The 24178-nt window shown below is 36.8% G+C and carries 29 protein-coding genes; 22 read left to right on the forward strand and 7 right to left on the reverse strand.

Going from position 1 to position 24178, the window contains the following annotated elements:
* Positions 1 to 22 precede the first annotated feature (22 nt).
* Entirely contained in the window at positions 23 to 1999 is a 1977-nt protein-coding gene (locus tag GJU43_RS12070) for a thiamine pyrophosphate-dependent enzyme (protein WP_154341007.1), read from the reverse strand.
* A 346-nt stretch (positions 2000 to 2345) separates the two neighbouring features.
* Between GJU43_RS12070 and GJU43_RS12075 the strand changes: the two genes are divergently transcribed.
* The 17 genes from GJU43_RS12075 (at position 2346) to GJU43_RS12155 (ending at position 13170) form a co-directional block, all read left to right on the forward strand.
* Positions 2346 to 3296 carry an isopenicillin N synthase family oxygenase gene (locus GJU43_RS12075; RefSeq protein WP_154341008.1) on the forward strand — a complete coding sequence of 317 codons (951 nt, stop codon included), beginning with the start codon at positions 2346 to 2348 and terminating at the stop codon, positions 3294 to 3296.
* Between the two features lie 114 nt (positions 3297 to 3410).
* Positions 3411 to 3743 carry a translation initiation factor gene (locus GJU43_RS12080; protein WP_127339924.1) on the forward strand — a complete coding sequence of 111 codons (333 nt, stop codon included), beginning with the start codon at positions 3411 to 3413 and terminating at the stop codon, positions 3741 to 3743.
* 88 nt (positions 3744 to 3831) lie between these two features.
* The gene (locus GJU43_RS12085; RefSeq protein ID WP_154341009.1) at positions 3832 to 4701 is read left to right on the forward strand and encodes a nucleoside phosphorylase; all 870 of its coding nucleotides are present in this window, start codon (positions 3832 to 3834) and stop codon (positions 4699 to 4701) included.
* A gap of 36 nt (positions 4702 to 4737) precedes the next feature.
* Positions 4738 to 4986: a hypothetical protein gene (locus GJU43_RS12090; RefSeq protein ID WP_154341010.1), complete on the forward strand. Its 249-nt coding sequence runs from the start codon at positions 4738 to 4740 to the stop codon at positions 4984 to 4986.
* Positions 4987 to 5106: 120 nt separating this feature from the next.
* Positions 5107 to 5493 (forward strand): DUF4265 domain-containing protein, encoded by a 387-nt coding sequence (locus GJU43_RS12095; protein ID WP_370455608.1) that lies wholly within the window; start codon positions 5107 to 5109, stop codon positions 5491 to 5493.
* A 70-nt stretch (positions 5494 to 5563) separates the two neighbouring features.
* A complete protein-coding gene (locus tag GJU43_RS12100) occupies positions 5564 to 6415 on the forward strand; it encodes a substrate-binding domain-containing protein (protein ID WP_154341011.1) in 852 nt (283 codons plus the stop codon).
* An 18-nt stretch (positions 6416 to 6433) separates the two neighbouring features.
* Positions 6434 to 7366, forward strand: coding sequence for a transglutaminase (locus GJU43_RS12105; RefSeq protein ID WP_154341012.1), 933 nt, complete (start codon positions 6434 to 6436; stop codon positions 7364 to 7366).
* A 184-nt stretch (positions 7367 to 7550) separates the two neighbouring features.
* A complete protein-coding gene (locus GJU43_RS12110) occupies positions 7551 to 7916 on the forward strand; it encodes a hypothetical protein (RefSeq protein WP_154341013.1) in 366 nt (121 codons plus the stop codon).
* A 159-nt stretch (positions 7917 to 8075) separates the two neighbouring features.
* Complete coding sequence (locus tag GJU43_RS12115; RefSeq protein WP_154341014.1) at positions 8076 to 8651, forward strand: YdeI family protein; 576 nt, start codon at positions 8076 to 8078, stop codon at positions 8649 to 8651.
* A 119-nt stretch (positions 8652 to 8770) separates the two neighbouring features.
* The gene (locus tag GJU43_RS12120; RefSeq protein ID WP_154341015.1) at positions 8771 to 9088 is read left to right on the forward strand and encodes a helix-turn-helix transcriptional regulator; all 318 of its coding nucleotides are present in this window, start codon (positions 8771 to 8773) and stop codon (positions 9086 to 9088) included.
* 4 nt (positions 9089 to 9092) lie between these two features.
* Entirely contained in the window at positions 9093 to 9560 is a 468-nt protein-coding gene (locus GJU43_RS12125) for an SRPBCC domain-containing protein (RefSeq protein WP_154341016.1), read from the forward strand.
* A 6-nt stretch (positions 9561 to 9566) separates the two neighbouring features.
* On the forward strand, positions 9567 to 9956 hold the full coding sequence (locus GJU43_RS12130; protein WP_154341017.1) for a DoxX family protein: 390 nt from the start codon (positions 9567 to 9569) through the stop codon (positions 9954 to 9956).
* Between the two features lie 5 nt (positions 9957 to 9961).
* Positions 9962 to 10528, forward strand: a complete 567-nt coding sequence (locus tag GJU43_RS12135; protein WP_154341018.1) for a DUF4256 domain-containing protein — start codon at positions 9962 to 9964, stop codon at positions 10526 to 10528.
* 249 nt (positions 10529 to 10777) lie between these two features.
* Positions 10778 to 11584 carry an SDR family oxidoreductase gene (locus tag GJU43_RS12140; protein ID WP_154341019.1) on the forward strand — a complete coding sequence of 269 codons (807 nt, stop codon included), beginning with the start codon at positions 10778 to 10780 and terminating at the stop codon, positions 11582 to 11584.
* A 7-nt stretch (positions 11585 to 11591) separates the two neighbouring features.
* Positions 11592 to 11918, forward strand: a complete 327-nt coding sequence (locus tag GJU43_RS12145) for a hypothetical protein (protein WP_229655049.1) — start codon at positions 11592 to 11594, stop codon at positions 11916 to 11918.
* A gap of 10 nt (positions 11919 to 11928) precedes the next feature.
* Positions 11929 to 12843: an AraC family transcriptional regulator gene (locus GJU43_RS12150; RefSeq protein WP_154341021.1), complete on the forward strand. Its 915-nt coding sequence runs from the start codon at positions 11929 to 11931 to the stop codon at positions 12841 to 12843.
* A gap of 3 nt (positions 12844 to 12846) precedes the next feature.
* Positions 12847 to 13170, forward strand: coding sequence for a MazG-like protein (locus GJU43_RS12155; protein WP_154341022.1), 324 nt, complete (start codon positions 12847 to 12849; stop codon positions 13168 to 13170).
* A 57-nt stretch (positions 13171 to 13227) separates the two neighbouring features.
* On the opposite strand, the gene GJU43_RS12160 is transcribed toward GJU43_RS12155, so the two are convergent.
* From GJU43_RS12160 to GJU43_RS12175, 4 genes are all read right to left on the reverse strand, one after another.
* Positions 13228 to 13671 (reverse strand): VOC family protein, encoded by a 444-nt coding sequence (locus tag GJU43_RS12160; RefSeq protein ID WP_154341023.1) that lies wholly within the window; start codon positions 13669 to 13671, stop codon positions 13228 to 13230.
* Between the two features lie 48 nt (positions 13672 to 13719).
* Complete coding sequence (locus tag GJU43_RS12165) at positions 13720 to 14457, reverse strand: SDR family oxidoreductase (protein ID WP_154341024.1); 738 nt, start codon at positions 14455 to 14457, stop codon at positions 13720 to 13722.
* Positions 14458 to 14537: 80 nt separating this feature from the next.
* On the reverse strand, positions 14538 to 15107 hold the full coding sequence (locus GJU43_RS12170; RefSeq protein ID WP_154341025.1) for a Crp/Fnr family transcriptional regulator: 570 nt from the start codon (positions 15105 to 15107) through the stop codon (positions 14538 to 14540).
* Positions 15108 to 15334: 227 nt separating this feature from the next.
* The gene (locus tag GJU43_RS12175) at positions 15335 to 15583 is read right to left on the reverse strand and encodes a redox-active disulfide protein 2 (RefSeq protein WP_154341026.1); all 249 of its coding nucleotides are present in this window, start codon (positions 15581 to 15583) and stop codon (positions 15335 to 15337) included.
* Positions 15584 to 15795: 212 nt separating this feature from the next.
* Between GJU43_RS12175 and GJU43_RS12180 the strand changes: the two genes are divergently transcribed.
* The 5 genes from GJU43_RS12180 to GJU43_RS12200 all read left to right on the forward strand — a co-directional run bounded on the left by GJU43_RS12180 (position 15796) and on the right by GJU43_RS12200 (position 21347).
* Complete coding sequence (locus GJU43_RS12180; RefSeq protein WP_154341027.1) at positions 15796 to 16632, forward strand: AraC family transcriptional regulator; 837 nt, start codon at positions 15796 to 15798, stop codon at positions 16630 to 16632.
* Between the two features lie 88 nt (positions 16633 to 16720).
* The gene (locus GJU43_RS12185; RefSeq protein ID WP_154341028.1) at positions 16721 to 17269 is read left to right on the forward strand and encodes a YbhB/YbcL family Raf kinase inhibitor-like protein; all 549 of its coding nucleotides are present in this window, start codon (positions 16721 to 16723) and stop codon (positions 17267 to 17269) included.
* A 161-nt stretch (positions 17270 to 17430) separates the two neighbouring features.
* Positions 17431 to 18891 carry an NAD(P)/FAD-dependent oxidoreductase gene (locus GJU43_RS12190; protein WP_229655050.1) on the forward strand — a complete coding sequence of 487 codons (1461 nt, stop codon included), beginning with the start codon at positions 17431 to 17433 and terminating at the stop codon, positions 18889 to 18891.
* A gap of 388 nt (positions 18892 to 19279) precedes the next feature.
* Positions 19280 to 20182, forward strand: a complete 903-nt coding sequence (locus GJU43_RS12195; RefSeq protein WP_154341030.1) for a GyrI-like domain-containing protein — start codon at positions 19280 to 19282, stop codon at positions 20180 to 20182.
* A 115-nt stretch (positions 20183 to 20297) separates the two neighbouring features.
* Positions 20298 to 21347, forward strand: coding sequence for a serine hydrolase (locus tag GJU43_RS12200; protein WP_154341031.1), 1050 nt, complete (start codon positions 20298 to 20300; stop codon positions 21345 to 21347).
* Between the two features lie 223 nt (positions 21348 to 21570).
* Here GJU43_RS12200 and GJU43_RS12205 read toward each other — a convergent pair whose 3' ends face one another.
* Both GJU43_RS12205 and GJU43_RS12210 read right to left on the reverse strand, forming a co-directional pair.
* On the reverse strand, positions 21571 to 23511 hold the full coding sequence (locus GJU43_RS12205) for an alpha/beta fold hydrolase (protein WP_154341032.1): 1941 nt from the start codon (positions 23509 to 23511) through the stop codon (positions 21571 to 21573).
* A gap of 10 nt (positions 23512 to 23521) precedes the next feature.
* Positions 23522 to 24169 (reverse strand): 4'-phosphopantetheinyl transferase superfamily protein, encoded by a 648-nt coding sequence (locus tag GJU43_RS12210; RefSeq protein WP_154341033.1) that lies wholly within the window; start codon positions 24167 to 24169, stop codon positions 23522 to 23524.
* Positions 24170 to 24178 lie beyond the last annotated feature (9 nt).

The raw sequence follows: 24178 nt of genomic DNA on the forward strand, positions 1-24178 counted from the left end.
TTTAAGGTGCTCTAAAATAAGTCTAATATTGTAATAATTCCAATAAAACTTGTTCAAAACGGTTTTTAGGCAGAAACTGGTCTTCAAGTGCTTTTGTAAACGGGATTGGAGAATCCAGGCTCGCTACTCTTTTTACAGGAGCATCCAGATATTCGAAACATTCTTCCATGATTAAAGCTGAAATATCGCTTGCAATTCCGCCAAACAAAGTATCTTCCTGGTAGATAATTACTTTTCCGGTTTTTTTAACAGATGCAAAAATAGTTTCCGTATCCAATGGCTGTAAAGTTCTTAAATCAATCAGATCAGCTTCTATTTGCGGATTTTTAGCCAAAGTATCCAATGCCCAGTGAACAGGAGCTCCAAACGCAATAATGGTAATCGCGCTTCCTTCCTTTAATAAGGCAGCTTTTCCTAAGGGAATAGTATAATAATCTTCCGGAACATCCTGATAAACGCTTCGATACAGCTGTTTGTGTTCAAAAAACAAAACCGGATTCGGGTCATTGATCGAGGTATTCAATAAGCCTTTGGCATCATAAGGAAAAGCAGGATAAACTACCTTTAATCCCGGAGTTTTGGTAAACCAGGCTTCATTGGTCTGTGAATGAAAAGGTCCCGCCTGAGTTCCGCCCCCACAAGGCATTCGAACCACTACATCGGCATTTTCGCCCCAGCGATAGTGTGATTTGGCCAGTAAATTGACAATTGGATTGAAACCTGTCGATACAAAATCAGCAAATTGCATTTCTACAATGGCCTTATATCCATTAATCGATAATCCCATTCCTGCTGAAACTACGGCACTTTCGCAAATGGGCGTATTGCGGATACGGCCTTTTCCGTAGAGTTCTACAAAACCATCCGTTATTTTAAAAGCTCCGCCGTATTCTGCAATGTCCTGCCCCATAATAACCAGGTTTTTATGACGCTGCATCGATTGATTTAAACCATTGCGGATCGCATCAATAAAACGAATATTTTCTGATGAAGAAGACGGGTTAATCTCTTCATGCTGATAAGGTTTGTAAACATCATCTAATTCTCCGCTATAGGTAGGGACGATTTCAGGTTCTGCGTTAGCGATGGCCAGATTTTCATCTATTTCCTGTTTTATTTCACTGTGTAAAGCTTCATCAAATTCGGGAGTCAGAATACCTGCTTCCGTTAAATAAGTCCTGTAATTTGCCACCGGATCTTTCGCAGCCCATTCGTCCATTAGTTCCTGCGGGACATATTTTGTACCACTCGCCTCTTCATGGCCACGCATTCTGAAGGTTTTAAACTCCAGTAAAACAGGATGCGGGTTTTCTATCATTTCAGCTTTAAGCTGCGTCAGTTTATTGTAAACTTCAACAATATTATTACCGTCTATAATATAACTTTCAATACCATAGCCAATGCCTTTGTCTGCAAGATTTTCGCAAAGATATTGTTCATTGGTTGGTGTTGAAAGACCATAACCGTTATTTTCAATGATAAACATTACCGGCAATTTCCAAACGGCAGCAATGTTCAATGCTTCGTGAAAATCCCCTTCACTGGTGGCGCCTTCACCGGTAAAAACGGCAGTGACTTTTTTATTATTCTCCAGTTTATCAGCCAGAGCGATTCCGTCTGCAATCCCCAATTGAGGACCAAGATGCGAAATCATGCCAATAATATTGTATTCCTGGGTTCCGAAGTGAAAACTGCGGTCTCTTCCTTTTGTAAAACCGTTTGCTTTTCCCTGCCATTGCGAGAACAGACGGTAAAAGGGGATATTTCGCGTCGTGAAAACCCCCAGGTTACGGTGCATGGGCAATACGTATTCTGATTCATCCAAAGCGGCGGTAACCCCTACGGCTATGGCTTCCTGGCCTATTCCGGAGAACCATTTTGATACTTTGCCCTGACGGATCAGGATGAGCATTTTCTCTTCTATTAATCTGGGTTTTAGTATTTTTTTATATAAATCTAAAAGTTGGGAATCGGTTAAGTTTTGTCTGTAAAAGATCATTTCAGGTTGTTTTTTTATAGTTTTCAAATATATAAAAATATAACAATTTTAACAGTATTTGTTAAATAATTAACTTTTTAAAAGTTTTTGAATTAGCCGAAATAAAAATAGAAAATTTAATAACGGCTAAGATGCTTTTTCATCAGAAAAGTACAATTTTATTCTTTATCCCATAATTGGCATTAGAATACATTTTTAAACAGCGAAATAAGGGGCAGGTATATCTTCGGGATCAAATAAACAAATGAATTTTATCCTAAAATTTAAAATTGAAATATAAAATATTCTCTACCTTTGTTATTGAAAGACTTTTCTATGTCTTTTATCTTTAATAAAAATGTAAAGTATGCAAAACATTCCTAGTGTAGACTTACGTGATTTCCTTTCGGGCGACCCGGAACGTAAACAAAAATTTGTAAATGAAATCGGCAGTGCATTTGAAAACATTGGCTTCGTAGCCCTAAAAGGTCATTTTCTGGATGACCAGCTGGTAGACGAACTTTATGGTGAAATAAGAAAATTTTTCGCCTTGCCAGTAGAAACCAAGCATAATTATGAAATTCCCGGAATCGGTGGCCAGAGAGGTTATGTTTCTTTTGGAAAAGAACATGCCAAAGGGCGAAAAGAGGGCGATTTAAAAGAATTCTGGCATTTTGGTCAATATGTTGACAAAGATTCCAAATACGCATCGGAATATCCGGACAACGTAGAAGTAAAAGAATTGCCTCGTTTTAATGTGGTGGGCAAAGAAGCGTACCAAATGCTTGAAAAAACAGGTGTTTATGTTTTACGAGCGCTGGCTTTGCATTTGGGTTTAGATGAGTTTTACTTTGATCAGTATGCCAAAGAAGGAAACTCTATTTTGAGACCCATTCATTATCCGCCTATTACTTCAGAGCCTGAAAATGCCATTCGTGCCGCAGCTCACGGAGATATTAACCTGATTACACTTTTAATGGGGGCTCAGGGCAAAGGATTACAAGTTCAGAATCACGATGGCGAATGGATTGATGCTATCGCGCAGGATGACGAGTTAGTAATCAATGTTGGCGATATGTTGTCAAGACATACCAATAATAAGCTAAAATCAACGATTCACCAGGTAGTAAATCCTCCAAGGGAATTATGGGGAACTTCACGTTACTCGATTCCGTTTTTTATGCACCCGGTAAGCGATATGCGCCTGGATTGTTTAGAAAATTGCATTGATGCTGAAAATCCTAAGAAATTTGAAGATATCACCGCAGGAGACTACTTATATGAACGTTTAGTAGATTTAGGTTTGATCAAAAAATAAAAACTTAAATAAATTCCAATATTAAAATTCCAAATTCCAAGATTCCATTGGAATTTGGAATTTAATTTTTAAAAACCTTAATCGCTGGAGTTTATTTTTTTACAATAAAAATTTATGGATTTACAAGATCAGTTAAAAAATTTGTTTCCCGATCACATCGAATCAACTGAACCTGAAGAAGTTCAGCAGGAAGACCATGTGCTTTATGTTCAGAAAGAGCCTATGATCTGCAAATTTGAAAAAAGAAAAGGAAAAGCAACCACCATAATCGAAGGCTACGAAGGCAGTGATGAAGACTTTAAAATTTTAGCTAAAGAAATCAAAACAAAACTAAGTGTCGGCGGAACCTTCAAAGATGATTCCATTATTATTCAGGGAGATTATCGCGATAAAATTATGGCCATTTTAAAAGAAAAAGGATTTAAAACCAAAAGAGTTGGAGGATAGTAGATTTCTGATTTTAGAGTTTAGATTTAAAATTTCAGAAAAAAACTCAGCACCTTAGCACCTCACAACCTTAGCACCTCACAAAAAAATGATACAAGCATCAGAATTAATATTAAATCCGGACGGGAGTGTTTACCACTTAAATCTTCTTCCGGAACACATAGCCAACGATATAATTTTTGTTGGAGACCAGAACAGAGTAGAAAAAATCACTCAGTTTTTTGATTCCATCGAATTTTCAGCTCAAAAGAGAGAATTCAAAACCCAAACAGGGATTTACAAAGGCAAACGCATTTCGGTAATGTCAACCGGAATCGGGCCGGACAATATCGATATTGTTGTAAACGAATTAGACGCTTTAGTCAACATCGACCTGAAAACGCGTCAGCCAAAGGAAAACCTCACTTCATTGAATATCATAAGAATCGGAACTTCGGGCTCTTTGCAGGAAAATATTCCGGTAGACAGCTTTGTACTGTCAAAATTCGGATTAGGATTAGACAATATGCTACGCTCCTACTTAATTGATGAAGTTTCGAATGCTGCTATTGAAGACGCTTTTATTGCACATACGAACTGGGATGTCCGAAAAGGAAGACCTTATGCGATTGCCTGTTCGGAGGAACTGGAAAAAATTATTGAATCTGACAGGATTTTCAAAGGAATTACAGCAACAGCCGGAGGATTTTATGGTCCGCAGGGGCGTGTGTTGCGTTTGAATATTCAGGATGAGGAATTGAATGGTAAAATGGATAATTTTAATTTCAACGACAATCAAATTACCAATCTGGAAATGGAAACTGCTGCTATTTATGGCCTTTCTGCTCTTTTAGGACATAAAGCTTTATCCCTGAATGCAATTATTGCCAACCGTGCATCAGGTACTTTTAGTGAAGATCCGTACAAGGCTGTAGACGAACTGATTACTTATACATTGAATAAATTGGCGGGAAATTAATTGGATAATGTGTCCATTTAAAAATTAGATAATTTAATGATACATTTAATTCAACATGTTTTGCAGGCCTTTTTTTTAGGAATTGGAGGTTTGTTCAGGTGGTGTTTTTTTCAATTGCTGAATGCTTCTTTTGAAGATAAATATTCAAAAGATTTAGAATATTATTGGGATAATAAAGATAATACGGTCGATAAAAATGGATTTACCACTGCCCAAAAGAACTTTCTCGCGGGTATAATTCTTTTTATAAGCTTTATATTTCTGATCAAAAAAATTGAAGGATAACATTAAATACGTCAATTAGAAAATGAAATAATGGAGAAAGAAACGCATAAAAAAATCTTATTCAGATATTACAGCGATTTGTTAGAAGATACGGTTACAGAAACCATGTAGGCAGAAATTATAGATTTAGAAAAGGGAATTTTTAAATTAGATAATATCCCGTTTTTTGGACCTATGATTGCCACAGAGGACGTTTTCTTTGCAGAATATGATGAGAAAGAAGAAAGACTCACTTACAGAGAAACGATTGAAACTTCGGGAAACTCAATTGTACAGATTATAATCATAGAAAAAGGTTTCGATAAGGAAATTATAAGAGAAAAACTGAAAGAAATTAATTGCGAATCTGAAGGTATGAATGAAACTCTTTTTGCTGTCGAAGTGACTAAAGAAGTAGATTATTCTTTCGTAAGAAGTATATTAGAGGAATACAGGGAGCTTTCAGTGATAGATTATGGAGAACCATCCCTTTCGGACAAGCACAGAGCAGATTTATTAAAAAATTAATCAACAACAACAAACTATCAACAATAAACTTAGCATACGCATACCCAACTTAACTTAAACTTAAACTATAATGAAAACCGTAAAAATTGTAGGTGTTCCTGAACACTTCAATTTGCCATGGCATCTATGCATTGAAAATGGTGAATTTGAAGCAGAAAATATTGATTTGCAATGGAAAAATATTCCTGAAGGTACCGGAAAAATGTGTCAGATGCTTCGTGACGGAGAAACTGATATTGCCGTAATCCTGACGGAAGGAATTGTAAAAGATATTGTAGCCGGTAATCCGAGTAAAATTGTTCAGATTTATGTGCAGTCTCCTTTGATTTGGGGCATTCACGTGGCTGCAAAATCAGAATTTCAAACTATAAAAGACCTTGAAAACAAAAAAGTAGCTATTTCCCGATTAGGTTCAGGGTCGCAGCTCATGGCTTATGTCAATGCCAATGAACAGGGCTGGAAAACGGACGATTTAGAATTCGAAATTATCAATACGATAGATGGCGCTGTTGAAGCTTTGACAAATGGAACCGCCGATTATTTTATGTGGGAACATTTTATGACAAAACCACTGGTAGACAGTGGCGTTTTCAGGAGAGTCGGCGACTGCCCTACTCCATGGCCTTCCTTTGTGATTACTGTTCGTGATGAGTTTTTGAAAAAGAACCCGAAAACGGTTGAAAAAATCCTTGAAATCATCAACAAAACCACACACGACTTTACTCAGATTCCGGATATTGACAAAACATTATCGGAGCTTTTTCATCAAAAACAGGAAGATATTCAGGAATGGTTAAAACTCACACAATGGTCTCAGAAACATTTAACTGAAAAAGCATTTATTAAAATCCAAAATCAATTATTTGATCTGGGAATTATTGATAAAAAAAGTACTTTTGTAGAAACAGTAAAAGCACTATAAAAACTGCTTTTGATTCTTATGATAAAATTCCCTAAAATCGACTTTCCGCAATTAAAATCCAAATTACAGGTGAAATCACCCTGGGACAGGATTATTATTATGCTGCTGAGTCTTTTGATTACTATTCCGATTTTTATCATACTGCATCAAAATCTCATCGATTTAAAATGGCCCTTCAATTTAGATCGTGTATTCATCTTTATATTTGTTTTTGTTGCTGTATTTACACTTCTTATGCTGCTGCGAACCATTATTATAATTTGTATAGCGATTTATCTGCTGGTTTTGTTTTACGGAACGGTTATAGGCAATTATGGTTTTACCGAAATCTCCGAAGATTACAATTCGATGATTTATACCATGTCTGATAATCCTTTTCCGCAGGATATTATTGTGGCAAAGTTACTTCCGTTTCCGAACAAGTCGAAAATTATAAGTGCCATTGAATACGAGAATCCAAAAGTCCGAAATTTTGCCATTATGGCAACCACAAAGCATTTTAAGGGCATAAAAGGATATTCGGATTACAGAACAATCATTCAGTGTTTTGCGGTATTTAAAGAAATAAACAGTCGATGGAACTATGTCAATGATCCCAAAGAAGGAGATTATATTGCTACGGCAAGTGAATCTTTGCAATATTTCTCCGGAGATTGTGATGATCATTCTATTTTAATGGCCGCCGCGATACGCTCTATTGGAGGAACACCGAGGCTTATTCATACGAAGGGACATATTTATCCTGAAATACTAATAGGCTCCTTAATCGACCTGGAAAAAGTCAATTATCTGATTAAGAATGTGCTTTTTGTCAAAGAAAGCTACAAACAGACTTTGCATTATCACATAGACGAACGGGGTCAGGTCTGGATGAATCTTGATTATACGGCTAAATATCCCGGAGGACCTTTTATGTATGAAGAGATTTTGGGAGCTCTTACCCTTAATTAGCCTATTGTTTTAAACAGGTTTTAAGTTGCTGATTTTTTGGTTTTTAAAAGAATACCATAAAAAGACTTAAATTTTTCAGGTCAAAATTCTAAAAACATTTCACTTTTTCTAAATAGCTGATGATGAGTGTTTTGGATTTATTTTTTTTGTAACTTGTTTCCTGTTTAACTTTTAATCAAAAATCATGAAAAAATCTAAATTAATTATCTTTGGAATTCTTCTGGCAACAATAGTACTGTTTTCCTGTAAGGGTCGAAACAAATTGATTCACTCCTGGAAAATTACTACCGTAGAAGCTAAAACGCCTCTTTCTGATTCTGTTAAAAATATAATTCTGAAACAGGGAAAATTAACATTTACAGAAGACGGACACGTTAACGGGTATTTAGAGGATGAGATAACGAATGGTACCTTTGCCTTAACAAAAGGGGGAAAAAATCTGATTATCAAAGACGAAACAGGTACGCCTTATCCTTATGAAAGTACGATCACAAGTGATGAACTGATACTGGACAGCAAAGAAATGAAGTTGACACTTAAAAAAATATAATTTTTGTTTTTCCCACTAAATCGGAATAAAAATACCACAACAAAAGAATAAAAACTTCTTAATTTTAAGGAGTTTTTTATTTTTATAATTAAATCAGGCTGTTGACATACCCTTGTCACAAACACTTTTTAGATTTGTAGACTAAATTGAATACACAAGATGCAGGACATAGAAACTTTTTATCCGACATGTAAGCAGGATTGGAGAGAATGGCTAAAAGAAAACCATGATGTGAAACATTATGTTTGGCTTGTTTGTTATAAAAAGCAAGCGAATGTACCCACAATCAGCTGGAGTGATGCCGTAGATGAAGCGCTCTGTTTCGGCTGGATTGACAGCACGCGCAAATCTATTGATTCTGATAAATTCATACAATTTTTCACCAGACGCAAACCCAACAGCAACTGGTCGAAAATAAATAAGGAAAAAATTGAGAGGCTGATTCGTGAAGGCCTTATGTTTCAGGCCGGTCTTGAAAGTGTCGAACGCGCAAAACAAAATGGTTCCTGGATCATTTTAGATACGGTAGAAGAATTATTTATCCCGGAAGACCTCGAAATTGCTTTTGAAGCCAATCCTGGCGCGAAAGAGTACTTTTTAAGTTTAAGCAAATCTGTCAAAAAGATGATCCTGTACTGGGTTGTTTCCGCTAAACGTCCTGAAACGAGACAAAAGCGGATCAATGAAGTGGCGGTACTTGCTGCTCAAAATTTAAAACCAAAACACATTAGCTAAGTGTACTACCTTGTTAATTTACTGTAAATGCTTCTTCTTGAAGGTTTTGTTAAAAATAATCCCGGAAAAATTTGCGCAGTCAAATAACTGCGTTATATTTGCAGTCAAATAACTGCGCAATGGAAATTAGACGAGATGTATTTCAGGCAATAGCCGACCCGACCCGCAGAGCCATATTGAGTTTAGTGGCCCTGCAAGCGATGACCCCTGGTGCGATCGCAGCCAATTTTGATTCTTCAAGACAGACCATTTCAAAACACATCAAGATTCTAAATGAATGTGAATTACTGCATCAAAGCCAAAACGGAAGAGAGATTTATTATCATTTAAATCCTGAAAAAATTAAGGAAATAGACCATTTCATTGAACCTTTCCGGAAAATGTGGGATGAACGTTTCAATAAATTAGAAGCAATCATGAAAAATTATAAAAAATAAGGACATGGAAAGAAAGACAAAAATCAATGCTGAAGACGATAAACAGGAAATACTAATCACAAGGGAATTTGATTTGCCTTTGGAGTTACTTTTCAAAGCTTATACAGATCCTGAAATCGTAGCACAATGGATGGGTACAAAAGTCATAAAACTGGAAAACAAGAAACACGGCAGCTGGCAGTTTGAAACCAGTGATCCAAAAGGAAATGTAGTGTTTCAGGCAAATGGTGTTATTCATGAATTTGTTCCAAACCAGAAAATTACACGCACTTTTGAAATGGAAAACAGCCCCTTCCCTGTTCAGCTTGAGTTTTTAGAATTTGAAGAATGCAACGACGAAACCAGTAAACTAAATATACACATCATTTATAAATCTGTTGCCCTGCGGGATCAAATGCTCAAACTCCCTTTTGCACAAGGTATAAACATGGCACACAACAGATTACAGGACATTGTAAATAAACTTAAATAAAATAGTATGACTAAGAGAAACAAAATTATCTACTGGATTGCCACACTCTGGCTTGCTTTGGGAATGGCATCCACAGGAATTGTACAATTGATTCCGTTGAAAGAAGAAACAGAAATGATGAAACACCTGGGGTATCCGCTTTATTTTTTAACCATACTTGGTGTCTGGAAAATCTTAGGGGTTATCGCCATTCTTATTCCTAAATCTGCTTTATTGAAAGAATGGACGTATGCTGGCTTTTTCTTCGCCATGTCGGGAGCTGTTTTTTCTCACCTATTTTGCGGAGATCCTGCGAAAGAACTTTTTGGCCCGCTGTTATTAATCGTTCTGACCCTTTTATCCTGGTATCTCAGACCGGCAGACCGAAAATTAATTTTAAATAAGATAAAAGCATAAACAACATGAGTACTACTAAAAACAAGTTGTCACCGGATCAGCAGGAAGCAATACTTCATATTTTGCAGAAACGATTTGAGGAAAATACACAACGTCATGAAGGTCTTGAGTGGGACAAAATCCAGACAAAATTACAAGCCAGTCCTGAAAAACTGGGATCGCTTGACGAAATGGAAAGAACTGAAGGTGAACCGGACGTTATCGGCTATGATAAAAAGACAGACGAGTATATTTTTGTGGACTGTGCTGCAGAAAGCCCAAAAGGCCGCAGAAGTATTTGTTATGATCAGGAAGCTTTGGAAAAAAGAAAAGAAAACAAACCCAAAGACAGCGCAATGAATATGGCCGAAGAAATGGGGATTGAGATACTAACCGAAGCACAATATCGCGAATTACAGCAACTCGGAAAATTTGATACCAAAACTTCCAGCTGGATCAAAACGCCTGCAGATATCAGAAAATTGGGTGGCGCTCTTTTTTCGGATTTCCGTTATAATACCGTTTTTGTCTATCACAATGGGGCTGATTCGTATTATGCGGCCAGAGGATTTCGGGGTATGCTGAAAGTTTAAATATAACAGATTCAAAAACTTATAAAGAAACGCTATTAGCGCCAATAGCGTTTTTTAGGTTTGATGATATTCCTAAAGAACCTGTATTTTACTGTTTTTAAAATTATACGACAAAGGTTATCAGACAGTGTCGTTGCGAAATAGGTAAAATAAGGAAACCGTCATTTTGGCTCATACAAAATGCAAATCGGCTACTTCCCTCTTTGCATTTCGGTAGAACTTTGCATTATAATTTTAAAACAAAAAAAAATGCAAAAGACAATTTTTATCACAGGGGCATCATCAGGTTTAGGAAAAGCAACAGCACTTTTATTTCAAAGTAAAGGCTGGCAGGTTATTGCCACCATGCGTAATCCGGAAAAGGAAAACGAACTCAATACATTAGAAAATGTAATTGTACTTCCGTTGGATGTGACGAATGCTTCACAGATCGATCATACTGTAAAAAGTGTGACTGAAAAATATACGGTCGATGTAGTCATGAATAACGCAGGTTACGGCTTGATTGGTGCGCTGGAAGCTTTAACCGATGAACAAATCTTTCGTCAGATTGAAACAAATTTAATGGGCGTTATAAGAGTTACTAAAGCCTTTACAGCGCATTTCCGTGAAAAAAGAAGCGGAATCTTCCTTAATATCACTTCGACATTTGGATTAATGGGATTCCCGACCTGTTCGGTGTACAGTGCTACAAAATTTGCCGTAGATGGCTTTTCGGAGAGTCTGGCCTCAGAATTAGTGCAATTTGGCATACAGGTCAAAGTGATTGCCCCGGGCGGCATGCAGACTGATTTTGCTATTCGCTCGATGGAAACAGGCCAGCACGATGCTTATGAGAAATTAACAGCAGAAGTCAGTAAAGGCTACAGTGCAGAGCAATTGGCTAATTATACCAAAGTCGAAGATGTTGCCAAAATTGTATATGAAGCCACTACCGATGGTAAAAATCAAATGCGCTATGTGGCCGGAAACGATGCAGTAACTTTATACAACGAACGCATTCAATCAGGATCGGAAGCTCAGGTTGAAAATATAAAAGCAATGTTTACTTTTTAATTTTATAATGATGAAAAATCATGCTATAGAACTTACTACCTTTAAACTAAAAGGTTTTACGATTAAAGAATTTATAGAAGCCAATGCGGAAATTGATGCTTTTTTGAAGCGTCAGAAAGGCTTTCGTTCCAGAACAATCTTTGAATTAAAAGGCGTTGTATACGATATGCTGATATGGAACAGCACCACAGACGGAACCGAAGCAATGCATTTACTAATGGACGAACTCAGTGATTCTGTTGTACACGATATGATTGATCAGAGTACCGTGAGTTGGAATATTACGCCAATAGAACATTTCGTAAGTTTGCAAATCAATCCACAGGGGATTTAAAATCATTGTTATGAAGAATCAGCCTAAAATATTCCATACACTTTCTGAGTTGCATAAAGCGATGGAACTTCCAAAGCCGCTGCATCCGCTGATCAGTATTATTAATTACGGAGAAGCTGTTTTTGATCCAAAGGATTTTGAACAGGGCATTATGCTGGATTTTTACAAAATATCTTTTAAAACCAGTTTTAACGGAAAAATAAAATACGGACACGGCTTTTACGATTTTGAAGAAGGCGGAATGTCTTTTGTTGCTCCCGGACAGCTCCTGAAAATGCAGGAAGAAGAAGCAGATTACAGCGGAATGTCACTGCACATTCACCCTGATTTCATTCGCCCCTATGCTTTAAATACCAACATCAAACAATACGGTTTTTTCAATTATACGGCGTCTGAAGCGTTGTATTTGTCCGAAAACGAAAAAGAAACTATTTTAGGCGTTTATACCAGTATTCATAATGAATTGAAGCAACGAATTGACAATTTTAGCCAGGATGTTATTATTTCGCAGATTGAGCTTTTACTTAATTACAGCAACCGTTTTTACAGTCGTCAGTTTATAACACGAAAAGCGGTAAACAATGATGTTCTGGCGCAGCTGGAAAGTTTATTAAATAGTTATTTCGATGATGAAGAAGCCTTATTAAATGGTCTGCCCACAGTAGCTTTTGTGGCAGAACAACTGAAGCTGTCGCCAAGATACCTGAGTGATTTACTGCGAAATCTCTGCGGACAGAATACACAGCACTTCATTCATGATAAACTCATCGAAAAAGCGAAAGAATATATTATGAAAGGTAATTTTTCGATAGCCGAGATTGCATATAAATTAGGATTTGAGCATCCGCAATCCTTCAATAAATTATTCAAACAAAAAACCAATAGCACACCGATAGCATTTCAGCAGTCCTTTCATAAAAATTAAAGTATGGCAAAAATAAATTTAGCAGCCCTGAAACAGCGCTCTCTTGCAATAAGAAAACAATACCGCGAATTAGAACTGCAGCATCACGGCAGCGAATGGACTGTGGAAGAAGATGCATTAGCTTTTCTGACTGATGCCGGTCTGGTTGGAAGACTCACCATGTCCCATCAAGGAAGATGGCCCAAAACAAACACAGACGAAGAACTCCGCCATAAATTGGGTGAATCGATCTGGTGGCTTGTGGTGTTGTCTGAGCGAATGAATATTGATATTAAAGAAGCGTTAGAAGGCTTCCTGTCCAAAACAGAAAAATTAATAGGCAATTAAAAGTAAAAAACCTCCAAACTCAGATGATTTTGGAGGTTTTTGATTTAATTTAATATACTATTTAAGTTCATCACAAAATTCAATCGTATTGCCAAAAGGATCAGCGATAAAAGCCACCCGCAGGCCAATTGCCGGAACGCTAAAACTCCTGTTGATCTTGATGTTTTTCTTGGTAAGATGCTCGATCGTCTGATCTAAATTATCGACACTAAAAGACAAATGGTTGTACCCTGATTTTTCTTCAGTGCTGTCCTTTTCCGTACTGTCATAACAAATAATTTCGATAATAAAATCATTATCGTTTGGCGGAGCAATAAAGGCCAGTTTAATATCGCCTACAGTCCATTTATGAATGATCCGGAAGTCCAGGTTTTCTGTATACCACTGCAGTATTTCATCGTATTTTGTAGTTCGGATGCCAACGTGGCCTGATTTAAGGTCGCTAAAAACACTAGCCGTATTTTTTTCAGGAAATGTGAGGGGCGTGATTTGATTTTCCATTTTAATGTATTTTTTATGTACAAGATTATGCTGTAAAGAACGTTTTATTTACCACGGACTTTCTTCGCTTTCGTCTTCGATATCGTTGCTGAAAAATTTTCCTGTTGGTGCATTTTCATCTGTTAACGTATGTTTTACAATAAAACCTGCCGCGCTTTCTACACTTCCCGGACCGCTAAAATGATTAAAATCTGTTGCGGTGTAACCCGGATCAATGGCGTTTACCTTAAACGGTAAATCTCTCAGTTCGTAGGCCAATGCAATGGTAAAAGCATTCAGGGCCGCTTTAGACGAAACATAAGAAAGTGCTTTTATAGTGTAGTATTTCCAGGTGGGATCGCTGTGCAACGTAAGCGAACCAAGTCCGGAAGTGATGTTGCTGATTCTCGGACTATCTGATTTTTTAAGCAGCTCCAGAAAAGTCTGGGTAACCGTTATTACGCCGAAAAAGTTGGTGTCAAAGGTTTGCTGGATATTTTCTATCGAATTCGTGGAGGGTTCCTGAGGCAAAGCGCCCAATACTCCGGCGTTGTTAATAAGAAGATCTAATTTTCCCTTTTCCTGCTCTACAATGTTTCTGGCGGCCAAAACGCTTTTGGGATCCGTGACATCGATCTGAATGGCTTTGATGTCTTGAAAACCATCCTGTAGTAATTCTTTTACCACTTCCTCCCCTTTTGCAAGGTCACGGCTTCCGATGTAAACGAATAATCCTTTTTGTGAAAGCTGTTTCGCTGTTTCCAAACCGATGCTTCTATTAGCTCCTGTAATTAGTGCTGATTTCATTTTGTTATCTTTTTAAATTATTGATTACAAAGGTGCAGCGATAAAAAACAAAAACATTTGCCATTTGGCAAAAAGCGATTTTAGCGTATGTTTTTTCTAATCCGGCTTAAAGAAGATTGTGTAATTCCTAAATAAGAGGCGAGATAGGATAGCGGAATTCGATTGATTACTTTAGGATATTTTTCCATAAAAGACAGATAACGAGTAGTCGCATCTTCTGAAACCAAAGGACTTCTTCTGTCTACTTTTTGCATTAATGCCCTCGAAATGATCTTATGTACGATAGTGTCCCAGCCCACAATGGTAGCAAGGAGTTCTTCCCAGTCTGGCTTAGAAAAAACGATAAGTTTACAGTCTGTGACAGCCTGAACATATGCCGAAGAGCAAATGCTGTTATTGAAACTTTCTAAATCTACGACCATATTATTTTCTTCTATGAAGTATTTGGTAATTTCCTCGCCTTTGTTATTGTAGTAACATACCCTCATGATGCCCTCTATAATAAAACCCACCTGTACGGCGACTTTTCCGGCTTCAGAAAAATATTCGTCTTTGCTAAAGGTTATTTCAGTAGCTTTCTTTGAGATTAAATCAATCTGCTGTTGATTTAAATTGCCAAACTGCAAAATATAGGGTAGTAATTCTTTCATGATGGAAAGTTAAGCATATCTTTTTATTGGGGATTTGCCATATGGCAAAAAAGTAGTTTATTTTATATGACTGTCCGCTTAGCGGACTAATGCCCAATAAAGGACGCAGAAGACATGGATTAGACTGATTTTCGCTGCTATTAATATAAAAATCCGTTTTTTATCGGTTTAAATCCGTGTCATCCGTGTACCATTCTCAAAATTGGTACAAGTAACGGATAGTCATATTATTTTAAGTTCCTCACGCCTTTTTCCTTTTTTATTTCTCTCAGCGTTTTAAAATTGACTATGGCAATAGGAACTAATGCAATGGGAATAATACTGAAAGAATTAACTCCTTTTTCTATAGCTTTCAAAATATTGATAACCAACAATGCCAGGATAGCGACTATAAGCATATAAGTTACAATTCTTAATGTTTGCTGGTATTTGAGTAATTGTTCGTCACTCATTTTGTTCAGTCCGTCGTTTTTCATTTCTTAAAAGTATAGTTTCGGATAAAGGTAAAAGATTTTCGAATATATATACTTGTCGGACATTCTGAAAGTAAAGATCAATTAAGTATTTATCTGCTTCTTTTATTTCACTAATATAAATGAACAGTCATTATTAATTAGACAAATAATCCTATTTTTGAACACTTCCCTGCATAGTATCGTAAAACAAAGATTGAAAACTGTAAAACAAAATGAAAATAATCACAATTCCTGACCAATTAGATTTACTTTCTTCACCATTGATAGGAGTTTACGACTATTATAATTCGGAAGAAATTTGCAGACAGCAAATAATTCTAAATCAAAATGCATTGAGCTTTCTGATGGAAGGCACAAAAGAAGTTGTTTTTAACAATTCTTCTCTATCGATCGACAATTCCAAATTTTTAGTGATGAAATCCGGTCATTGTCTCATGACTGAAAAACTTTCAGATGTAAATAATTACAGAAGTGTGCTGCTTTTCTTTTCTAATGAAATTGTATTAAAATTCATTCGTAAACTGGAGATATATAAAACAGAACTCTCAAATCCTCCTTCTGTAATGGCATTTAGTTATGATCCTTTTATACAAAGATTTGTAAACAGTTTATTAGATATTTCTGTGCTTTCCACTACTACAAAAACAAAGTTACTGGAAGTCAAATTCGAAGAAATAATGTTATATCTGATCGAAAAATATGGTACAGCTTTTCTTGACTCATTACTAACGAACAGTAACGATATTTCTCAAAAGTTCATTCGAACAATTGAAAACAATCAGTTTAGCAAATTAACTCTGAAAGAGCTGGCTTTTTTATGTGACATGAGTGTTTCGAAATTTAAAAGGGAATTTGAAAAATACTATGGCGAATCTCCGATCAAATGGTTTCAGAACAAGAGATTAGAATACGCTTACTATTTATTAGATCAGGAACAGAAAAGTCCGTCGGAAATCTATTTTGAAGTTGGGTATGAAAACTTATCAAGCTTTATACAGGCCTATAAATCAAAATATGGTACTACGCCAAAACACCATCATAAAATTTGAGCTTTTAGCAACACTTTTTGAACAGTATTCTATAATTTTCAAGGCCTGCCCTGTCTTAAATTTGCCTGAACATTTAAATAATTATAAAATGAAATTAGCAAATTTACTTTTAGCAGTGTCTGTTATTTTTTCAACTACACTTTTCGCACAAAGAACATTTACGCTTTCAAGCAAGGATTTGGGAGGTCAGGGAACAAAAGCACTTGAATTCAACGGATTTGGCTGTTCCGGAGAAAATCAGTCTCCTCAATTGCTATGGAAAAATGCTCCGGAAGGAACAAAAAGCTTCGCCATCACGATGTATGATCCGGATGCTCCTACCGGCAGTGGTTTTTGGCACTGGATTGCGTTTAATATTCCGTCGAATGTGAATGAAATCGTAACAAATGCAGGAAATGTTTCTCTGAATTTATTCCCAAAAGGTGCTATTCAAAGCGTAACCGATTATGGTATAAAAGGATTCGGCGGACCTTGTCCTCCCGAAGGTCACGGATTTCATGAATACATCATAACGGTTTATGCTTTAAAAACAGATAAATTGGAACTTACTGAAAATACCAATCCTGCTATTGTTGGTTTTAATCTTTGGAATAATACATTAGCAAAAGCGAGTATTGTTGCCTATTATAAGCGATAAAATTTTATACAAATCTGACCAAAGCTCCATTAGAAATAATGAAGCTTTGTTTTTTGTACGCAGACACGATAAAATTCTAAAGTAGTTTCATACTCCTTATCTTTTATCCTAAATTTGTGCAGTTGTTACAAACGGCTAAGTTTTTTATAAAGAGCATGAGAATGGAGTTAAAAAAATTGGAAAAATCAGAAAACGAACAAGCCTGCTGGACTATTTGTCCCGAATGCCAGGGACGCGGTAAAAAAAGCCGGAGGCTCAGCAAGAAAGTACGACTCCTCTACCAGATCGAATTAGATCAATTTGAAAAAACAAATGGAGAAGGAACTCCTCCTATACGACCGAAAGCCAACCTCTACTCCTGTCCGGACTGTTCGGGATCCGGATTAATTCCTTCAGACAGTTTTCCTGAAGCTGATACAGAAAATTACCCGCATGTTGCTATCATTGGAGGCGGTATTGGTGGCGTGGCTTTGGCTGTAGCCTGTCTGCACCGCGGGATCCCTTTTACACTTTTTGAACGTGATGATAACTTTGAAGCACGTTCTCAGGGTTATGGACTTACTTTGCAGCAAGCCAGTAGAGCAATAGAAGGATTGGGTATTTTCTCCTTAGACAAAGGCGTGATTTCAACCAGACATCTTGTTCATACCACAGACGGAAAAGTGATTGGGGAATGGGGAGTCAGAAAATGGATACCTTCAGAGGTAAAAAACTTTACGAAACGTTCGAATATACATATTGCACGACAAGCTTTGCGTCTGGCACTGCTGGAGCAACTTGGCGGAGAAGACAAAATACAATGGGGACATCAGTTAATCGATTTTAAAGAATCTGAAGGCGAAGGCGTAGTACTGAACTTTCAGGTGAATGGAGAAATCAAGCACTTCAGGGCAGATCTTGTGGTAGGAGCCGACGGTATTCGCAGTTCGGTGCGCAGGCTGTTGATTGGTGACGATGTTACCCCTTTACGTTACCTCGATTGTATTGTGATATTGGGTATTTGCCCTTTAGAAGCCCTCGAAGGTATAGACAGTCCGTTACTGGATTCGGCTACGGTATTTCAGACGGCCAATGGCAATGAGCGTATTTATATGATGCCTTATACGGCAGACTCCGTAATGTGGCAGCTTAGTTTTCCAATGTCCGAAGAAGAAGCTAAGGCGTTAAGTACCCAGGGACCTCAGGCACTGAAGGAAGAGGCCTGTCGCAGAACGCAATGGCATGATCCGATTCCGCAGATTATGGCCGCAACGCTCGCAGCTCAGGTTTGCGGTTATCCGGTATACGATCGCGAATTACTTCATTCTGAATTGTTGGAGAAGGGAAACCAGATAACACTAATTGGAGATGCAGCGCACCCAATGAGTCCATTTAAAGGACAGGGAGCGAATCAGGCCCTTTTGGATGCACTGTCACTGGCCCGCGGAATCGCAAGAGGCTGCAGACCTTTGTCGCAATGGAGAAAAGCCGGTCTAAGGGAAAGTGTGTTAACCGAATTTGAATCGGAAATGTTAGAACGCAGTGCCGTGAAAGTCAAAGATTCGGCCGATGCTGCGCAATTCCTTCATTCTGAAGTTGTGCTTCATGAAGGTGATGAACCACGTGGAAGGTGCCTGAAGTAATAAATTCCAAATAAAAAAAATCCAAATTCCAAACTTCTATGATTTAGGGTAAAATTGATTTAACCGCAAGGCACGCAGAGTTTTTTTATCCTGTTAGTGTGCTTACAAACGCAAGGTTCGCAAAGCTGTAACACATAAAGCTTTGCGAACCTTGCGTTTGTATAGAATCCTATAAATAAAAAATCCTTTGCGTGCCTTGCGGTTAAAATTTAATATTTTTTATTTTATGAAACCTGCTGTCACCCTGAGCGAAGTCGAAGGCTTAGAATTTCTAAAAAGTTACTTCTTTAATTGATTTTTCTTATGCTAAATTAAATTTAAAATCTAAATTTAACCACAATGTTTGCAAAGTGATATTTAAACTTTTTGTATTCCTTATAAACTGAAAATGAAAGAAGATTACATTAAACGAATTAACAACATATTCCTTTTTATTGATGAGCATTTAGACCAGGAACTGAATTTGGAAACCCTTGCTGCTATTGGGTTTTATTCTCCTTTTCATTTGCACAGGATTTTTAAAGCCATCACCAACGAAACCCTGAACGAATACATTACACGCAAAAGAGTTGAAAAAGCGGCGGCAGTACTTTTACATCAAAGAGAAGTGTCCATTTCTGAACTTTCATTACAGCACGGATTTAATAGTAATTCATCGTTTACCAGAACTTTCAAAAAATTTTATGGTCTGAGTCCATCAGAATTTAGAAAAAACAATCGCTATAAATTTAGCAAGATCGGTAAAACAGAAAGCAAGAACGGACAAGAAGGCGGATCATTGGCTGCTTATATTTGCAACATTACTAATCATATTAACTGGATTAAAATGAAAGCAAAAATTGAAATTAAAGAAATGCCTCAATTAGATTTAGCCTTTATTACGCAAATCGGGCCTAAAGGAATGGAAAATACCTATGCCAAATTAATAAAATGGGCCACTCCAAAAGGGCTTTTAGAAAATAAAAACTTAAAAGTAGTGACCATTTATCACGATAGTTTTAAAATTACCGAAGCTGATAAAGTCAGAATGAGTGCCTGTATTTCGCTGGAAGAAAAAGTGGAAGTGAACGGCGAAATTGGCCTGACTACGCTTGAAAAAGGAAAATGTATTGTGGGCCATTTTGAAATTGGTATTCATGAATTTGAAAAATCCTGGAGTAGTCTTTTTATCTGGATGAGTGAAAACGGATATAAAAAAGCAGACCGGAATCCTTATGAAATTTATTATAATAATTTTAATGAACATCCCGAAAAAATTAGCATTGTAGATTTTTGTATTCCTATTGAATAAGTAAGACTTATTAAAAAAGGAATGTAAAAATCAAATTAGGGATACCTTTTCGTTTAAATTACGAAGTACCCGAAAATATTTTTTGATGCAACTTATGTTTGTTTAAATTTATAAAATGGATAGGAATCTAAAAAACAGCATTTTACTTTTTACGATATTGCTAATAACTTTTAGCCATTGTTACAGTCAAACCTCTCACAAAGAAGCAAATCTTGACAGTTTATTTCTAAAGGCACAACATTCGAAAGCCTTCAACGGGAACGTTTTAATTTCGCAAAACGGAAAAATTATATACGAAAAAGCCTTTGGACAGGCAGATGCCAGTGGTACTCTTGCATTAAATAAAAAGTACCGTTTTCATATCGGTTCGATCGCCAAAGAATTTAATGCGGTCGGTATTATGATGCTAAAAGAACAAGGAAAGTTAAAACTGGATGATCCTGTTTCCAGGTTCCTTCCCGAGCTTCCTTCATGGGCCAGTAAAATTAAAATAATACACCTGCTTCAATATACAAGCGGCCTCCCGCAAATAAAATGGAGTGAAGTCAATCAGGATTCCGACAACATGACGGAATTAAAAAAAACGGAATCTCTTGATTTTGAACCGGGAACCAAGTACGATTATAATAACAATAACGTATTTCTGCAAAGGAGAATTATCGAAAAGATAACGCAGCTGCCGTTCAATGTTTTTGTTGTAAAAAAACTACTTCGACCAATCGGAATAAAAGATGGACTTGTTGATCCTGATGAAAAAGAGAAACAGTTCGCTAAATCGTTTAATAATAAAGGAAAACAGGATGTTATTAAGTATAATATTTCAGGCTGGACGGCATTAAATTTAGAAGATTTTTACAAATGGTCGGAAGCCGTTAATTCATTTAAACTGATTACCAAAGAATCAACAGCAGAAATTTTTATCCCTTTTTCTGAAGGAAATCAGACAGGTCTTGGAGAAGGAAGTGTTGAAAACGGGAAAGTATTCAGCCACATACACGATGGCGCTGCTTTTAATTATCAGGCTTTATTAATCAGTAATCCTGATTTTACCATTATTTTAATGAGCAATAACAAACAAAATAATTTAAAGGCTATTAGTGATTCCATAAAATCTATACTTGAAGACAAGCCTTACAATGAGATTAAGGTTCCTGTACGGAATTAAAACAGTGGAAAAAATACTTGAAATGATAAATTCCAAGTAAAAAATTCCAAACTTCTGACTTTGCGTTAAAATTGATTTAACCGCAAGGCAAGCAAAGTTTTTTATCCTGATATTGTGCTTAAAAACGCAAAGTTCGCAAAGCTTTATCTGTTACAGCTTTGCGAACTTTGCGTTTATTATAGAATTCTATAATCAAAAAACCTTTGGGTGCCTTGCGGTTAAATTAAAGCAAAAAGCCCCAATATTGAAAGTAAACCCCTACCAGAATTAAAGAGAACAAGATGGTAGAAATAACGCCTGCATTTGAAACGGAGCTGATTTTAAAAGCAAAATAAAGAATTGAAAATAAAGTAAATGCGATAAAAAACCATTGCACGATGAACAAATAACCAAACTGGCTGCGCATTCCAAAAGCAAGTATGTAAAAATTATCCTGTGCAGTATCGTTTATCGCCAGAACAAATCCGATGATAGTAAAGAGGCCTAATAAGGACGTAATTACAATTAAAGCCCTGATTCCTTTATTGGTCTTAGTAGTGATTTCTTTTTTTATAAAACCGTAAATCAGTCCAAAAACAGAAACCAGTAAAATGAGAAAAGCAATTAGAAAGGGCGCGAAAAACAAAAGATTAAAACCGTTGAGACTATTGGCAAAATTTGAAACTCCTCCGCTTAATTTTACATCTGTAATAAAATTTACTTTAGCCACGGACTGAAAGCCACTTATGTCCGGTTTTTTATTCGGATTGCCTACAAAATCACCTATAATTTTAGCTCCAATTTTAGAAAAACCGGGAGCATGTCCAAAAACAGGGGCATTCACTAAAAATCCGTTTTTGAATCGACCTACTGTCACCTTTCCGTTGGAAGCCGGAGTAATCGGATCAAATGCTCCCGCAAGTACTAAGACCGGTGCTTTTACGGCTGACAGATTCGATAAATCATACGTGGATTTCGATTTTGTTACACCTCCCAAATTCCATTTGTCACACACCAAAAAGTCTGATTTATAAAAAGACAAGCCGCCTTTTAATTTTTGGTATTGGGCTGCATTCGCATCAAACGCTGCAATAGAATTAGAAGGTACCGTTTCGTTGCAGCTCACACAGTAATATTGTCCGTAATCTAATCCCAATGCTCCGGAAAAAGCCGCTACCAGTGCACTTAAGGTATTTTTGTCCCCTCTGTTGAATTCGGTGATCAGCAAGGGCAACAGTTCGATTAATTTCTTTTGGTAAAGAGCCTGCTGGATAGCAATTTTAAAATCCTCCGCATTATACGTGAAGGCACCGGCAGGAATAATTTTCTTATCTACTTTTACGGTAATTGGATTTTTCTCTAATTTTTCCAGTGTTTCATAATAGACATTTTCTAAATACGGGTATTGTTTGTTGCAAGTCGGATCGTTTTTACAGGCACTAAAAACTTTTTCTAAACTATTGGCGTAGTTGGTCGTATTCTGGTTATAATAGCTGGAAATATCTGAAATAGAAGAATCCAGAATTAAGGACTTAATGTCTTCAGGGAAATCATTTGCGTAGACCTGAGCGGTATAGGTTCCGTAAGAAGTACCGTATACATTCCAATTTTGATAGCCTAAGGCCTTTTTTAAAGCATTGAGGTCTTTGGCTATTGACTTGCTATTGTAGGCGTTTAAATCAATATCCCTGTTTAGCAGGTCCTGTTTACAAGCTGCTGCTGCAATTGTTTTTTGCTGTTCATCCTGCGTTGCCTTTTGATTTTTGGCGAGTATTTCCAGGAATTTTTTTCCTAAGTCGGGACAGAATTTAGGAAGCGAAAAACCGGTTCCTCTTACATCTGCCAAAATAATAGTACTACTGCTTCTTAAAGGATGTTTCAGCCAGCCCCAGATGCCCTTAATCCCTCCTGCTCCCGGCCCGCCTTCAATATAAATCACGGGATTCGTATCTGCTTTTTTGGAGGTGCTTTTTAAAACCGCGACTGCTATTTTAATTGTTTTGCCTTCGGGTTTGTCCCAATTTTCAGGAACTGTTAAGTACCCCCATTCTATATTTTCCTCATTGATCGTTTTTTGTTCGGGGAAAAAAGTGGTTGTTTTTTCGAATTTAAAACCATTCGTCTGAGCAAACGAACAAGCAGGTAAAAGGCAGAGCAATACAAATAGTCGTAATAGATTTTTCATTTTATTTCAGTTAAATTATTGGTTTAGATATGTTTTTCAACACAACATCATTCATATTCGTTTTGGAGGAGATCATACATTTGTACTTCTCATCTATTTTTAGTTCTTTCAGGTAGTATTCTTCTCCCTCAATACTGGTTTTGTAGTCTACAATTTCGAAGGATTTCAAGGGAATCGATAATCCGTGGCCATGAGCTTTTATAACCGCTTCCTTCTGTGTCCAATACTCAAAAAAGGCATTTTTCTGATTGCCGGAATTACTGATTTTGTCCCATTCGTTTTTAGTCATCTGAAATTTAAAATCATCGATTATCAGGTCGGACATGATTTCAATATCAATTCCTATTTCGGTTACCCTGCTTAGGGCACAAACCACGATTTCACCCGAATGCGAAATATTAAACTGCAGGGCATTATTTTCAAAATAAGGTTTGTTGTATCTGGTGTATCGGATTTCTTTATTGTGAGAACCCTGCAAACCAAATTCCTTCATCCCTGTAAACAATAATATCCGGCCCAAAAGCGATAATTGTGCATCCTGCCATCTTCTGAACCGCTTAATTTTTTGCTGGTATTCTTCTGAAAAATGCAGCAGATTATTTCGCAGCAAACTTTCGTGATTTTCTTCCGACAGATAAGCATAATAGATATAAATCAAAACTATAGT

This window comes from Flavobacterium sp. LC2016-23, assembly GCF_009674775.1.
Classification (GTDB): domain Bacteria; phylum Bacteroidota; class Bacteroidia; order Flavobacteriales; family Flavobacteriaceae; genus Flavobacterium.

Coding starts and splice junctions, on each gene's coding strand:
- GJU43_RS12070 (WP_154341007.1), bottom strand. CDS start 1,999: ATGATCTTTTACAGACAAAACTTAACCGATTCCCAACTTTTAGATTTA.
- GJU43_RS12075 (WP_154341008.1), top strand. CDS start 2,346: ATGCAAAACATTCCTAGTGTAGACTTACGTGATTTCCTTTCGGGCGAC.
- GJU43_RS12080 (WP_127339924.1), top strand. CDS start 3,411: ATGGATTTACAAGATCAGTTAAAAAATTTGTTTCCCGATCACATCGAA.
- GJU43_RS12085 (WP_154341009.1), top strand. CDS start 3,832: ATGATACAAGCATCAGAATTAATATTAAATCCGGACGGGAGTGTTTAC.
- GJU43_RS12090 (WP_154341010.1), top strand. CDS start 4,738: ATGATACATTTAATTCAACATGTTTTGCAGGCCTTTTTTTTAGGAATT.
- GJU43_RS12100 (WP_154341011.1), top strand. CDS start 5,564: ATGAAAACCGTAAAAATTGTAGGTGTTCCTGAACACTTCAATTTGCCA.
- GJU43_RS12105 (WP_154341012.1), top strand. CDS start 6,434: ATGATAAAATTCCCTAAAATCGACTTTCCGCAATTAAAATCCAAATTA.
- GJU43_RS12110 (WP_154341013.1), top strand. CDS start 7,551: ATGAAAAAATCTAAATTAATTATCTTTGGAATTCTTCTGGCAACAATA.
- GJU43_RS12115 (WP_154341014.1), top strand. CDS start 8,076: ATGCAGGACATAGAAACTTTTTATCCGACATGTAAGCAGGATTGGAGA.
- GJU43_RS12120 (WP_154341015.1), top strand. CDS start 8,771: ATGGAAATTAGACGAGATGTATTTCAGGCAATAGCCGACCCGACCCGC.
- GJU43_RS12125 (WP_154341016.1), top strand. CDS start 9,093: ATGGAAAGAAAGACAAAAATCAATGCTGAAGACGATAAACAGGAAATA.
- GJU43_RS12130 (WP_154341017.1), top strand. CDS start 9,567: ATGACTAAGAGAAACAAAATTATCTACTGGATTGCCACACTCTGGCTT.
- GJU43_RS12135 (WP_154341018.1), top strand. CDS start 9,962: ATGAGTACTACTAAAAACAAGTTGTCACCGGATCAGCAGGAAGCAATA.
- GJU43_RS12140 (WP_154341019.1), top strand. CDS start 10,778: ATGCAAAAGACAATTTTTATCACAGGGGCATCATCAGGTTTAGGAAAA.
- GJU43_RS12145 (WP_229655049.1), top strand. CDS start 11,592: ATGATGAAAAATCATGCTATAGAACTTACTACCTTTAAACTAAAAGGT.
- GJU43_RS12150 (WP_154341021.1), top strand. CDS start 11,929: ATGAAGAATCAGCCTAAAATATTCCATACACTTTCTGAGTTGCATAAA.
- GJU43_RS12155 (WP_154341022.1), top strand. CDS start 12,847: ATGGCAAAAATAAATTTAGCAGCCCTGAAACAGCGCTCTCTTGCAATA.
- GJU43_RS12160 (WP_154341023.1), bottom strand. CDS start 13,671: ATGGAAAATCAAATCACGCCCCTCACATTTCCTGAAAAAAATACGGCT.
- GJU43_RS12165 (WP_154341024.1), bottom strand. CDS start 14,457: ATGAAATCAGCACTAATTACAGGAGCTAATAGAAGCATCGGTTTGGAA.
- GJU43_RS12170 (WP_154341025.1), bottom strand. CDS start 15,107: ATGAAAGAATTACTACCCTATATTTTGCAGTTTGGCAATTTAAATCAA.
- GJU43_RS12175 (WP_154341026.1), bottom strand. CDS start 15,583: ATGAAAAACGACGGACTGAACAAAATGAGTGACGAACAATTACTCAAA.
- GJU43_RS12180 (WP_154341027.1), top strand. CDS start 15,796: ATGAAAATAATCACAATTCCTGACCAATTAGATTTACTTTCTTCACCA.
- GJU43_RS12185 (WP_154341028.1), top strand. CDS start 16,721: ATGAAATTAGCAAATTTACTTTTAGCAGTGTCTGTTATTTTTTCAACT.
- GJU43_RS12190 (WP_229655050.1), top strand. CDS start 17,431: ATGGAGTTAAAAAAATTGGAAAAATCAGAAAACGAACAAGCCTGCTGG.
- GJU43_RS12195 (WP_154341030.1), top strand. CDS start 19,280: ATGAAAGAAGATTACATTAAACGAATTAACAACATATTCCTTTTTATT.
- GJU43_RS12200 (WP_154341031.1), top strand. CDS start 20,298: ATGGATAGGAATCTAAAAAACAGCATTTTACTTTTTACGATATTGCTA.
- GJU43_RS12205 (WP_154341032.1), bottom strand. CDS start 23,511: ATGAAAAATCTATTACGACTATTTGTATTGCTCTGCCTTTTACCTGCT.